The organism is Pseudactinotalea sp. HY160, from assembly GCF_009372055.1.
Taxonomy (GTDB): domain Bacteria; phylum Actinomycetota; class Actinomycetes; order Actinomycetales; family Beutenbergiaceae; genus HY158.
The window spans coordinates 76,972-88,233 of sequence record NZ_WHMT01000013.1 but is presented as its reverse complement, the minus strand read 5'-3'; the positions used below and the strand labels follow the sequence as shown (position 1 = coordinate 88,233).

The following is an 11,262-nucleotide window of genomic DNA, read 5'->3' as shown; positions in this document are numbered from 1 at the left end:
CAACGGCCGGCTCGAACACCTCCGCGGCTCAGCCCTCGGCTTCCGAAACCTGACCAACTATGTAGCCAGATCGTTGCTCGAGGCCGGCGGATTCAGACCCCAACTACACCCTGGATTGTGAAGAGCCCAATATCAGCCGCTCCCTGGGCAGGACCGGTGTTTGCTACGACAACGCAGTCTCGGAATCATTCTTCGCGACCTACAAGGAGGAACTCATCCACACCCGCCCCTGGCCGAACCTGACACGACTCCGCAAAGCGACCATCGACTGGATCACGAACTACTACAACACCATCCGTCGGCACTCGACTCTCGGATACTTGACACCCGCAGAATGTGAACTAGGATATAGGAACATCAACGAATTGGCAGCCTAATTCGCCTGTCCACTAAAGCGGGATCACTCCACCAGGCCTCGGGACGGCTCGCGAGCCAGGGGTTGAACGCGGCCTTGGAGCGGCCTTCGACCATGTCCAGCAGCCGGGCGGGACCGGTGCCGGCCCGGACCGGGGTCAGGTCGATGATGACGGTCACGTACTTGTCGCCGCGGCGGGTGTGGCGCCAGACGTGTTCATCCACGCCCAGGACCCGAACCCCGTCGAACCGGCGGGGGTCACTGATCAACACGCGCTGGCCCTCGGCCAGGATCGCGTCGTTGGCGGTGTCCCACGAGACCGCCAGGCTCTCGGCGACGCGGGCCACGGTCAGGTGCTGACACACGATCGCCTCCAGGGCCCACCGCAGCGCGCCGCGGGAGAGTCTCGCGCGTGGTTCGGCCGCGGCGCTGGTGTCCTGACGCCACACGTGCCCGCACCCGCTGCACCGGTACCGGCGAACGGTGACCTCCAGCGTGGTCGGGCGCCACCCCAGTGGAACGTGCGCCAGGCGCCGCACGAGCGTGTCACGAGCCGATCCCTCGCAGCCACACCGCCGGCACCACTGATCCGGTGCCGAGACCCGGCAGGCGAGCACCGCCCGGCCCGGCTCGAGTCGCTGCCCGACGACCTCCAGGCCGAGGCCGTCCAGCAGGGCGAACGTGGTCAGATCGGGGCGAGTGAAGGTAGCGTCGGGCACGTCGAGGTCTTCCTGATGGGCAGTGTGAGAACTTCCATCATCGGAGGGCCTCGACCCCTACCCGACGAGCGACGCGCCCACGACTCCTACACCCTCAACTGTGAAGAGCCGGCTTTTGGTGGGTAGTTGCGTGCGAGGTTCGGCCAGTGGAGTGCTGGGGCACGAGTCAGGGGTGACGGATCCGCAGCAGCGTCACGACGACGCATGAGGCCGTGGGGCCGGGGCGCACAGCCCCGGCCCCACGGCCTTTCTCGTGTGCCAGCGGGTGCCGGCGGGGTGAGTCTGTCCGGGCCGCTGCGTGGGCCGCTGCGTGGGCCGGCGCGTGGGACCTTCGGCTCAGGAGGCGAACGGACGGCGCGACTAGCGTTGCTGTCACGTGGAGCCGGAGGTCTCGGCCCGCCGCCGGGCGGGCGCGGGGCATCGATCGGCCCGCGCATCCGGAAGCCGAGACCCGAAAGAGGCCGAGTATGTCCGTCACCGACCAGATCGTCGACGTCCGCGAGGAGATCCCGCGAGTGCGACACGAACTCATCTTCGACACCTTCGGCACGCTCGACCCGGGCACCGCCTTCGTGCTCGTGAACGACCACGACCCGAAGCCCCTGTACTACCAGCTCGCCGCCGAGAACGCCGGTGAGTTCACGTGGGAGTACCAGGAGGAGGGCCCGGAGGTCTGGCGCGTGCGGATCGGCAAGGTCGCCCACGCCTGAGTCGAGGCGGCCCCTGTCACACGTTGGTCAGGTGATGTAGTATTACATCATGATGCGAACGCAGATTTCGCTGACGGAGTCAGACCGCCAGCTGCTGGACGCCGAGGCGGAACGCACGGGTCGATCGATCTCCTCGCTCATCCGCGAGGCGGTCGCGCGCACGTACGGGCCGCAATTCGACCTGAACCACGATCTGGGCGTGATCGCGGCAGTCGCGGGCGCGTGGTCTCGCGAGGGCGAGGACGGCCACGACTACGTCGAGACCATCCGTTCCGGTGACCGGCTACGCGAGGCCATCCGACGGTGACGAGCCTGATCGACACGTCAATCCTCATCGACGTCCTTCGCGGGGAGCCGGCAGCGGTCACATTGTTGCGCACCGAGCGTGGCCTGGGGCCGCTGCACGCCAGCGAGGTCACCCGAGTCGAGGTCCTGGTCGGAGTACGACGGGGTGAGGAGCGATCGACGTCCGATCTCCTGGTCATACTCGACTGGCATCCGGTCGACCGGGAGGTCTCGGAGCGCGCGGGCGAGCTCGGACGCCGTTGGCTGCCGTCGCATCGGGGGATCGACACGGCCGACCTCGTCATCGCGGCCACGGCTGAACTGCTCGGTGCCCGAGTCTTCACGAGGAACGTCAAGCACTTCCCGATGATCGACGGCCTGACCGCGCCGTACTGAGCCCCGCGCGTTCGGGGACGGCGCACTACGAAACGCGTGGTGCGCCGTCCCCAATCGACGCGGGAGGGGCTACCAGATGCTCACGCGCTGCTCCGGGGCGAGCCACATGCCGTCGCCCGGCGCGGTGGCGAAGACCTCGTGGAACTCGTCGAGGTTCTTGACCGTCTGATTGCAGCGGAACTCCTCGGGGGAGTGCGGGTCGATCGCGAGCAGCCGGATCGCCTCCTCGTCGCGCGCCTTGACCCGCCACACCGCCGCGAACGAGGCGAAGAGCCGCCGCAGCGCCTCCGCCTCGTCGAGGCCGGCGTCCACGCCCTTGCCCCGGGCGATCCGGTACGCCTTGACGGCGATCCCGAGCCCGCCGAGGTCGCCGATGTTCTCCCCGAGCGTGAACTCGCCGTTGACGCGGTGGGAGTCCTCGAGCTGGGCGGGGCTGAGCGCCGAGAACTGGTCGATCAGCGCCTGCGTGCGCGCGGTGAACTCCTCCCGGTCGGCCTCGGTCCACCAGTCGGCGAGCCGGCCCTCGCCGTCGTAGTGCGATCCCTGGTCGTCGAAGCCGTGCCCGATCTCGTGGCCGATGACGGCGCCGATGCCGCCGTAGTTCGAGGCCGCGTCCGCCTCGATCGAGAAGAACGGCGCCTGCAGGATCGCGGCGGGGAAGACGATCTCGTTCATCGTCGGGTGGTAGTAGGCGTTGACCGTCTGGGGGGTCATGAGCCACTCCTCCCGGTCGATCGGCCGGCCGAGCTTCGCGAGCTCGTAGTCGGTCTCGAACGCCGAGGCGGCCCGCACGTTGCCGAGCAGGTCGTCCGCGGCGACCTCGAGCGCGGAGTAGTCGCGCCACCGGTTCGGGTAGCCGATCTTCGGGGTGAACTTGCCGAGCTTGACCAGCGCCTGCTCCCGGGTCTGCTCGCCCATCCACGGCAGCGCGGAGATCGACTGCCGGTACGCCTCGGTCAGGTCGGCGACGAGCTCGGTCATCGCCCCCTTGTTCGCCGGCGGGAAGTGCCGGGCCACGTAGAGCTTCCCGATCGCCTCACCGAGGAGGCTCTCGGTGAGCGAGACCCCGCGCTTCCACCGGTCGCGCAGCTCCTGGGCGCCCGTGAGCGTGCGGCCGTAGAAGTCGAAGTTCTCCGCCACGATCGCCTCGGTGAGGAACGGGGCGCGCGCGTGCACCACGTGCCACGACTGCCACAGCACGAGGTCGGCCAGCGGCGTCGACCCCCAGACCGAATCGACCGTGGTCAGGTAGCTCGGCTGGCGCACCACGAGCTCGTCGAGCAGCGCATCGGAGCCCGCGAGCGCCCGCGCCCAGATCGACCACTCGTAGCCCGGCGCGAGCTCGACGAGCTCCGAGCGGCTCACCCGGTTGTAGGTGGCCTGCGCGTCGCGGTCGCGCACCGTGTCCCAGTGTCCGGCGGCCAGCGCGGTCTCGACCGCCATGACCCGGCCGGCCGCCTCCTCGGACTCGCCGGCCGGCACGACGCCGGTCAGCGTGAGCATCCGGGCGATGTGCGCCACGTACGCGGTGCGGATCTCGGCGTGGGCGTCCTCGCGGTAGTAGGCCTCGTCCGGCAGCCCGATGCCCGCCTGGGTCAGGTAGACGCGGTACTCGGTCGGGTTGCCGGCGTCGTTGTTCACGAAGGCGCCGATCGTCGATCCCACGCCGTCGCGTTCGAGCGTACCGACGACGCGTGCCAGCTCCGCGCGGTTCGTCACCGCCCGCAGCGGGGCCAGGTCCGCCTCGAGCGGGGCAATCCCCGCGGACTCGATCGCGGCGGTGTTCATGAAGGCGCCGTAGGTCGCCGCGATCTGCTGGGCCGCGGCGTGGTCCGGATCGCTCGCGGGCACGTCGGCGGCCTCGGTGATGATCGCGCGCACGTCGAGTTCGGCCTGGTCGAACAGCTCCCGGGCCACGCCGGTGCGGGCGCGGTCGGCGGCGATCTCGTGCGCGCGCAGCCACGTGCCGTTCACGTGCCGGTAGAGGTCGTCCTGCGGGCGGGTGCTCAGGTCGGCGAGCGCGGGCAGCGGAGCGGAGGTCGTCATGCCACCAGCCTAAATGAGACCGCCGCGCCCTCGGCCCCCGGCCGACCCGCTGATGGATCATGACCCGGTCCGGTCGGGCCGAGGGTCCGATCCGCCGCTCGATGCCGGGGCCGGTCGGCTCGAGGTCAGGTCTCACGTCCGGGAGAGGGCGACGTTGCGGGTGAGCGCGGGGAAGACGGCGATCCCGGCCACGATGGGAACGACCGAGATCGCGGTGCCCAGGGCGGTGCCGACGTGCCACGCGGCCGCCGGATCGGACCAGCCGGTGGTGAGCAACAGGGTGATGAGGGGCAGCATGGTCAGCGGCAGGGTGACGGTGCCCCAGAGGCCGCCGAGCCGGCGATACGCCATGGGCACGAGGAGGCCGCTGACGCCGGCCGCGACGGTGGCCAGGCCGTAGTCGAGCACGAGCAGTCCGATACCGCCCTCCCAGACCCCCGCGGTGTACTCGGGGCCCACGGCCATGTCGTGCTGCCAGCCCATCCGGGCGTAGAGCACGCCCTCGACCACGATGAGCCCGGCGGCCATGATCGTGTGCAGCAGCGCGTTCACGAGGCCGGCGGCGAGCGCGCCCCGGCCGAACGAGCGCCGGGTCATCCCGTGCGCCACGTGCGGGACCATGAGCGCGGAGCTCGCGAGCATCGCGACGACGTAGACGAACCACACGAGCGGCCCGTTCCGCACGAACTGCCCGATCGAGACGTTGACCGTGCCGAACTGGTCGACGATCAGGATGGCCAGGGCGACGCCGACGAGGCAGATCGCCCAGAACAGCGCCCAGATGAAGAGGTAGACCTGCAGCTGGAGTCCGGCCGTGCGCACCCATTGCGGGCGCGCCGGGCTCAGCAGCGGGGCGAGGAGTCGATGGACGAGGCTGCTCATGAGCGTGCCTCCTTCTCCGTCAGTGCGATGAACAGGTCTTCGAGCGGGACGGCCCCGAGCTCGAGGCCCGCCGCGCGGATGCGATCGCGCTGCGGCCCCGTGAGGGTGCCGAGCACGGTCGCCTGCTTGGTGGGGCCGAGATACCGGTGGCCGAGCACGCGCAGATCGGCGGTCGCGGCGTCCACGAGGTCGGTGCGGCCGGTGATCGTGGCCCCGCGGGAGCGCAGGTGCTCGGCCTCCTCGCTCACCAGCACCCGGGCCTCGTCGAGCACGATGACGTGCTCGAGGAGCTGCTCGACCTCGCTGATCAGGTGACTGGAGAGCACGATCGTGCGCGGATGCTCGGCGTAGTCGGCGATGAGGAACTCGTAGAAGCGGCGCCGGGAGGGCGCGTCCATCCCGAGGTGGACCTCGTCGAAGAGTGTGATCGGGGCGCGGGAGGCCAGGCCGATCGTCGCCCCCAGGGCGGAGCGTTGCCCCCGGGAGAGCTTTCTCGCCCGCGTGCCCCGGTCGATGCCGAACGCGTCGAGCAGGTCCTCCGCGAAGGTCTGATCCCACGTGGGGCGGGCCAGCGCCGCGACGTCGAGGGAACGGCCGACGCGCTCCTCGGACAGCCCGTCCCCGCTCTCCCGGATGAGGCAGATGCGCTCCATGAGGTATTCGTCCTCGAACGGGCTGCGGCCATCCACCAGGACCCGCCCCGCGGTCGGGCGGCGGAACGAGGCGACGGCCTCGAGCAGCGTCGTCTTGCCGGCGCCGTTGCGTCCCAGGAGGCCGGTGATCGAGTTCGCTGCGATCTCGGCGCTCACGCCGTCGAGCGCCCGGGTCGAGCCGAAATCGACGGTCAGCTCCTGCAGGGTGATCGGCAGGCCGCTCATGCTCTCAGCTCCTTCTCTTCGATGTAGCGGATGAGGTCGGCCGAGCTGATGCCCAGGAGGCCCGCCTCGGCCAGGACCGGGCCGAGCCGATCGGTGTAGAACGCGCCCCGGCGCCGCTCGCGCAGTCGTTCCCGGGCGCCGTCGGCGACGAACATGCCCACTCCTCGTTGCTTGTAGATGACGTCTTCGGTGACGAGCAGCGTGAAGGCCTTGGCGGCCGTGGCGGGATTGATGCGGTAGGTGGTGGCGAACTGTGTCGTGCTCATGACCTGGTCACCCTCCGTGAGCGCGCCGGTCAGGACCTGGTCGCGCAGGTGCTCCGCGATCTGCAGGTAGATCGGCTCGGGCCCGTCGAACATCTCTCACCTCTGCTCGTTGGTTCATTACTAGAGTAGTTAACCATAGAAGCGATGAGTGTGCCAGGGGGTGGCGTGCCCCGGCACCGGGGCGCCGGCGGAGGAGGCGGGTCGGGGCGCCCGCGCAGGGGCGCCGGGGGAGCGGGGCGCCCGGGCAGGTGGGTGCTCTCGGCCCCGTGTGGGCGGGGCGAGACCACCCGGGGCGGGACCGGCTACGGCAGGTCGTCGACCTCGACGATGCGGTGCGCCCTCGACCGGGAGGCGGTCACGCGCCGGGCATTGGGCTCGTCCACGTCGAGGGTCCAGGCGCGTGCCTGGGCCTCGGTCATCCCGAAGCGCATGTGGCGCGCGACCAGGCGCTTGCGCCGCAGGTCGTCGTCCACGCCCACGAACCAGGCCTCGTCGAGGTGGGCGAACACGTCGGCCCAGGGGGCGTCGTCCAGAAGCAGGTAGTTGCCCTCGGTGAGCACGATCTCGGCCTCGGCGCTGATCCACGTGCCGGCGGCGACGCCTTCGTCGAGCCGCCGGTCGAAGGTGGGGGCGAAGATGCTCTCGCCGGCGTGGATGCGCCCGAGGGCGTGGGCGTAACCGGCCGCGTCGAAGGTGTCCGGGGCGCCCTTGCGGTCTCGGCGGCCGAGCCGGGCGAGCTCGGCGTTGGAGAGATGGAATCCGTCCATGCTCAACAGGGCCGCCCGCGAACCGAGGCGCTCCAGGAGATGGTCCGCGAGCGTCGTCTTCCCGCTTCCGGGCGCGCCGACGATGCCGAGCACGACCGGGCGCCGCGGCAGGGAGAGCAGCTCCTCGATGCGGCGATGGACCGCCGCCATTCCCGACAGCCTCGCCGGCTCGAGCGACCCGCCCGCCCGGGCGGTGGTCTCGGTCACGAGGAGGCGGCCTCGTGCCGGGCGAGCGACGAGGCGGCGATGTCCTCGAACTCGGCCACGGCGCGGCCGGTCAGCTCGTGTGAGAACAGCGTGCGGGCCACGGCCGTGCTCATCGTCAGGTCGTGCGCGCCGGCCTGGGCGACGTGGGAGACCGCCTCGACGCCGCGCAGGCTCGCCGCGAGGATGCGCGGGAATCCGGGACCGCTCAGGGCGGCCATCTCGCGCACGAGCTCGATGCCGTCGAATCCGGCGTCGGTGGAGCGGCCCACGTAGGGGGCGATGAACTGCGCGCCGGCCGCGGCAGCGAGGAGCTGCTGGCTCGGGTGGTACACGGCGGTCACGAGCACCCGGGTACCGGCGGCGGTCAGCTCCGCCGCCACGGTCAGGCCCGGCTGCGTGGCCGGGAGCTTGACCACGATGTCGCCGGAGATCTCCAGGATTGCATCGGAAGCGCTGCGCAACTCATCCGCATCGGCCCCCGTGGCCTGCGCGAAGAACGTGCCGCCGTGCTCCCTCGTGAGCGCGTACAGCTCCGGCAGGTCGGCCACCGAGCGGCCCGCCCGGTCGAGGATCGTGGGGTTCGTGGTCACGCCTGCGAACAGGCCCGTGCCGAGCAGGTCGGCGAGTTCGGCGGTATCGGCCGAGTCCAGGTAGAGCATCCGAGAATCCATCCGATCAGTCGTCCGGCCGACCACGTGGTCGGCCTCCCGGGCCATTATCCCCATTCCGCGCGGGTTGCCCGCCCGGCGGGGGCGCGGCCCGGTGGGAAGGATCGACCACCGGGGGCGTGGTCGATCCTCCCCACTCAGGCTCGTGGTGCCGGTCAGTACAGCGTGTAGCCGCCATCGACCACGAGCACCGTGCCCGACATGAAGCTCGAGGCGTCCGAGGCGAGGAACACCATCGCCGGGCCGAGTTCGTCGGGTGTGGCGTATCGCTGCTGCGGGGCGTCCTCGATCCAATAGCGACGGAATCGGGGCTCGTCCACGGGCGACATATCCGTCTTGATATAGCCCGGGGCGAGTGCGTTGACCCGAACCCCGAGCGGCGCCCACTCGGCGGCGAGCGACTTGGTCAACTGATGCACGGCCGCCTTGGATGCGTTGTACGCCGGCTGCATCTGCGGGCGGTTGACGATCATCCCCGAGATCGAACCCACGTTGACGATCGTGCCCGATCCGCGCTCGGTCATGTGACGGCCGACCGTCTGGGAGACGTGCCACAGTGCCGTGAGGTTCGTGTCGATCACGTGTGACCACTCGTCCGGGCTCACCTCAAGGGCGGGGCGATGGATGCAGGCACCGGCGTTGTTGACCAGCACGTCGATCCGACCGGCCCGGGCGATCGCCTCGGCGATGATCGTCTCGACGCTGCCGGCCCGGGTCAGATCACCGGTGACGATGTAGGCCTTCCTGCCGAGTTCCTCGATGGAGGCACCGACCTCGGCCGCCGCGGCCTCGTCACGTCCGTGTACGACGATGTCGGCGCCGGCTTCGGCAAGGGAATGGGCGAACTGGCGGCCGAGGCCGCGGGTGGCGCCCGTGACGAGGGCGACGCGATCAGTGAGGTCGAAGCTGTCGAGAACGGACACGTGTGTTCCAACTTTCGTGGGGAATGGGGTGAACGGTGCTGCAGCCGCGGTGGGCAGGAGTCCGGCGGTCCCGGACTCCTGCCCACCGGGGGAGGGTCAGTCGATCAGGCCTGCGGACTTGTAGAGCTCGAGGTACTCCTCGACGTTCTCGGAGGTGATGAGCGGGTTGCCGATGTCCACGTGGACCTCGTCCTCGACTCCGGTGAGGAGGTCGTGCACGGTCTTGAGGTTGAGCTCGGCGAGTTCCTCCGCGTTCTGCAGGGTGCTGGCCGTCATGAGCCCCTTCTCGATCAGCAGAGTGGCCTCAGGCGTGCCGTCCACGCCGTAGGCGAGGATTCCGTCGAAGTTGGGCTTGTTCTTGACTGCTTCGAGGGCGCCGGCGGCCATGTTGTCGTTCATCGAGATGATCGCGTCGATCTCGGGGTGGGCGAGTACCCAGTCCTCCATGAGTCGCAGCGCCTCGTCCTTGTTCCAGTTGGCGATGTCCTCGGCCACGATCTCCACGTCCGGGCGCTTGTCGAAGAACTCCTCCTGCCAGGCCTTACGACGCTCGGTCGAGTGGAAGTTGCCCCCCGGCCCATTGAGAACGACGACCTTGGCATCCTCAGGCACCTGGTCGAGCGCGTATTGGGCGACGACGGCACCCTGGTCGAACGGGCTCGCGTCGACCGACGACGCTCCCTCGATGCCCTCGACGCGGGGGTTCGTGGTGATCGTGACGATGCCCGCGGCCACGGACTGCTCGATGTATGGGCGCTGCGCCTCACCGTTATTCGCCTGAATGATGATCGCGTCGAAGTTGTTCGCAATCGCGTTCTCGATCATCGTGTTCTCGATCTCGTCATCGGCCTGACCGTCGAACACCTCCACGGTGATGTCGGGGTAGTTCTCGGCCTCGGCCTTGATCTCGTTCGCAAGCCAGGCGGCGAACGAGTCGACCTGGGCGCGGGCGATGTATGCCACGCGGTAGCCGTCGTCGCCCTCGGCGTCGCCACCGCTCGAGGAGCAGGCGACCATCGAGAGGGCGGCTGCGGCGGCAATGCTCACCGTTGCGATCTTTCGGTTGAAGAGTTTCATAGGGTGTCTCCTGATGGTGAAGGGCTATCGAGGGGTTGTTGCTTGTGACAATTGATTGCCGGGTGGCGCACCGGTGTCGCCGTCCGGCGATCGTGTGGCGCCACCGTGCGGACCGTCGTCCGTGGACTTGAGGATCACGGTCTTGCGCTTGCCGCGCTTGCTCCAGACGTCGTAGGTCACTGCGACCGCGATGATCAGTCCCATGACGATCTGCTGGATGTAGGAACCGACGCCGGTGAGGTTCATGATGTTGCCGAGCACGCCGACGATGAGTGCGCCGGCGAGGGTGCCCGCGGTCGTGCCGACGCCGCCGGAGAAGCTCGTGCCACCGATGATCGGGGCAGTAATCGCCTGGAGTTCGTAGCCGACCCCGGCATTCGGCAGGCCTGCGTTGACCCTGGCCATGAAGATGACGCCGGCGATTCCGACGAGGACCCCGTTGACGATGAACGCCTGGTACTTGACCCGTGTCACGGGGATCCCTGCGGCTCGAGCGGCCTCCTCATTCCCGCCGACGGCGTACAGGCCACGCCCGTACCGGGTCTGCGACATGAGATACCAGATCACGACGGTGATGATGATGAGGAAGAGGGTGGGCAGCGGCATCCAGCCGACCGAGCCCTGACCGAGCTTGACGAAGTCGCCGAGCTGGAGCACATTCTGCCCCTGCGTGATCTCCAGCACGGCCCCACGGGCCATCATCATCATTCCCAGGGTCACGATGAACGCGGGCGTGCGGAACGTCGCCACCAGGAGGGCGTTGACCAGGTTGCAGATGACGCCGATGACGATTCCGGCGAGTATTGCCCAGAGCATGCTCTCGGTGTCCTTGTACACGATGACCGAGACCACTCCGGCGAATGCCATGACCGAGCCGGCCGAGAGGTCGATCATCCCGCTGATGATCAGCGTCATCGCGCCGTAGGCGAGGATGGTGATCACCGCGACCTGGCGCAGGATGTTGGTGATGTTGTTCGGGCTCATGAAATTCTCGGAGAGGAAACTCGCGATGAGGATCACGACGGCGAGAATGAGGAATATCGAGTATTGCCCCTTGTCGAGGCCCTTCAGTTTGTCGAGCAT

The 11,262-nt window shown here is 69.0% G+C and carries 13 protein-coding genes and 1 pseudogene; 4 read left to right on the top strand and 10 right to left on the bottom strand.

Annotated elements, in window-relative coordinates:
• The first annotated feature begins 110 nt into the window (after positions 1 to 110).
• Positions 111 to 377 carry an integrase core domain-containing protein gene (locus GCG21_RS17315; RefSeq protein ID WP_152909976.1) on the top strand — a complete coding sequence of 89 codons (267 nt, stop codon included), beginning with the start codon at positions 111 to 113 and terminating at the stop codon, positions 375 to 377.
• A gap of 31 nt (positions 378 to 408) precedes the next feature.
• On the opposite strand, the pseudogene GCG21_RS12230 reads toward GCG21_RS17315, so the two are convergent.
• Positions 409 to 1,074, bottom strand: a pseudogene (locus tag GCG21_RS12230) (ISL3 family transposase); the annotation flags it as partial.
• A 467-nt stretch (positions 1,075 to 1,541) separates the two neighbouring features.
• On the opposite strand from GCG21_RS12230, the gene GCG21_RS12225 reads away from it, so the two are divergent.
• The 3 genes from GCG21_RS12225 to GCG21_RS12215 are packed head-to-tail and all read left to right on the top strand — an operon-like array spanning position 1,542 to position 2,465.
• Positions 1,542 to 1,784 carry a DUF2249 domain-containing protein gene (locus GCG21_RS12225; RefSeq protein ID WP_152909967.1) on the top strand — a complete coding sequence of 81 codons (243 nt, stop codon included), beginning with the start codon at positions 1,542 to 1,544 and terminating at the stop codon, positions 1,782 to 1,784.
• 49 nt (positions 1,785 to 1,833) lie between these two features.
• Positions 1,834 to 2,091 carry a CopG family transcriptional regulator gene (locus tag GCG21_RS12220; protein WP_152909966.1) on the top strand — a complete coding sequence of 86 codons (258 nt, stop codon included), beginning with the start codon at positions 1,834 to 1,836 and terminating at the stop codon, positions 2,089 to 2,091.
• Positions 2,088 to 2,465 (top strand): type II toxin-antitoxin system VapC family toxin, encoded by a 378-nt coding sequence (locus tag GCG21_RS12215; protein WP_152909965.1) that lies wholly within the window; start codon positions 2,088 to 2,090, stop codon positions 2,463 to 2,465. Before GCG21_RS12220 ends, GCG21_RS12215 begins: the two co-directional genes overlap by 4 nt.
• Before the next feature lie 69 nt (positions 2,466 to 2,534).
• Here the strand turns inward: GCG21_RS12215 and GCG21_RS12210 are convergent, their stop codons facing one another.
• From GCG21_RS12210 to GCG21_RS12170, 9 genes are all read right to left on the bottom strand, one after another.
• Positions 2,535 to 4,511, bottom strand: coding sequence for a M13 family metallopeptidase (locus GCG21_RS12210; RefSeq protein WP_152909964.1), 1,977 nt, complete (start codon positions 4,509 to 4,511; stop codon positions 2,535 to 2,537).
• 132 nt (positions 4,512 to 4,643) lie between these two features.
• Positions 4,644 to 5,393, bottom strand: coding sequence for a hypothetical protein (locus tag GCG21_RS12205; protein ID WP_152909963.1), 750 nt, complete (start codon positions 5,391 to 5,393; stop codon positions 4,644 to 4,646).
• Positions 5,390 to 6,271: an ATP-binding cassette domain-containing protein gene (locus GCG21_RS12200; RefSeq protein ID WP_152909962.1), complete on the bottom strand. Its 882-nt coding sequence runs from the start codon at positions 6,269 to 6,271 to the stop codon at positions 5,390 to 5,392. Before GCG21_RS12200 ends, GCG21_RS12205 begins: the two co-directional genes overlap by 4 nt.
• Positions 6,268 to 6,630: a GntR family transcriptional regulator gene (locus tag GCG21_RS12195; RefSeq protein WP_152909961.1), complete on the bottom strand. Its 363-nt coding sequence runs from the start codon at positions 6,628 to 6,630 to the stop codon at positions 6,268 to 6,270. Before GCG21_RS12195 ends, GCG21_RS12200 begins: the two co-directional genes overlap by 4 nt.
• Positions 6,631 to 6,839: 209 nt before the next feature.
• Complete coding sequence (locus GCG21_RS12190; protein ID WP_370517491.1) at positions 6,840 to 7,511, bottom strand: nucleoside/nucleotide kinase family protein; 672 nt, start codon at positions 7,509 to 7,511, stop codon at positions 6,840 to 6,842.
• Positions 7,508 to 8,170 (bottom strand): transaldolase family protein, encoded by a 663-nt coding sequence (locus tag GCG21_RS12185; RefSeq protein WP_194165073.1) that lies wholly within the window; start codon positions 8,168 to 8,170, stop codon positions 7,508 to 7,510. The genes GCG21_RS12190 and GCG21_RS12185 overlap by 4 nt, the downstream gene beginning before the upstream one ends.
• Before the next feature lie 164 nt (positions 8,171 to 8,334).
• Complete coding sequence (locus GCG21_RS12180; RefSeq protein WP_153878530.1) at positions 8,335 to 9,102, bottom strand: SDR family NAD(P)-dependent oxidoreductase; 768 nt, start codon at positions 9,100 to 9,102, stop codon at positions 8,335 to 8,337.
• A 96-nt stretch (positions 9,103 to 9,198) separates the two neighbouring features.
• Positions 9,199 to 10,179, bottom strand: coding sequence for a sugar ABC transporter substrate-binding protein (locus GCG21_RS12175; RefSeq protein WP_152909958.1), 981 nt, complete (start codon positions 10,177 to 10,179; stop codon positions 9,199 to 9,201).
• A gap of 24 nt (positions 10,180 to 10,203) precedes the next feature.
• The gene (locus GCG21_RS12170; protein ID WP_152909957.1) at positions 10,204 to 11,262 is read right to left on the bottom strand and encodes an ABC transporter permease; all 1,059 of its coding nucleotides are present in this window, start codon (positions 11,260 to 11,262) and stop codon (positions 10,204 to 10,206) included.

What these genes read in the sequence shown, in the direction of transcription:
- GCG21_RS12225 (WP_152909967.1), top strand. Translation starts at nt 1,542, where the DNA reads ATGTCCGTCACCGACCAGATCGTCGACGTCCGCGAGGAGATCCCGCGA.
- GCG21_RS12220 (WP_152909966.1), top strand. Translation starts at nt 1,834, where the DNA reads ATGATGCGAACGCAGATTTCGCTGACGGAGTCAGACCGCCAGCTGCTG.
- GCG21_RS12210 (WP_152909964.1), bottom strand. Translation starts at nt 4,511, where the DNA reads ATGACGACCTCCGCTCCGCTGCCCGCGCTCGCCGACCTGAGCACCCGC.
- GCG21_RS12205 (WP_152909963.1), bottom strand. Translation starts at nt 5,393, where the DNA reads ATGAGCAGCCTCGTCCATCGACTCCTCGCCCCGCTGCTGAGCCCGGCG.
- GCG21_RS12200 (WP_152909962.1), bottom strand. Translation starts at nt 6,271, where the DNA reads ATGAGCGGCCTGCCGATCACCCTGCAGGAGCTGACCGTCGATTTCGGC.
- GCG21_RS12195 (WP_152909961.1), bottom strand. Translation starts at nt 6,630, where the DNA reads ATGTTCGACGGGCCCGAGCCGATCTACCTGCAGATCGCGGAGCACCTG.
- GCG21_RS12185 (WP_194165073.1), bottom strand. Translation starts at nt 8,170, where the DNA reads ATGCTCTACCTGGACTCGGCCGATACCGCCGAACTCGCCGACCTGCTC.
- GCG21_RS12175 (WP_152909958.1), bottom strand. Translation starts at nt 10,179, where the DNA reads ATGAAACTCTTCAACCGAAAGATCGCAACGGTGAGCATTGCCGCCGCA.
- GCG21_RS12170 (WP_152909957.1), bottom strand. Translation starts at nt 11,262, where the DNA reads ATGCTCGACAAACTGAAGGGCCTCGACAAGGGGCAATACTCGATATTC.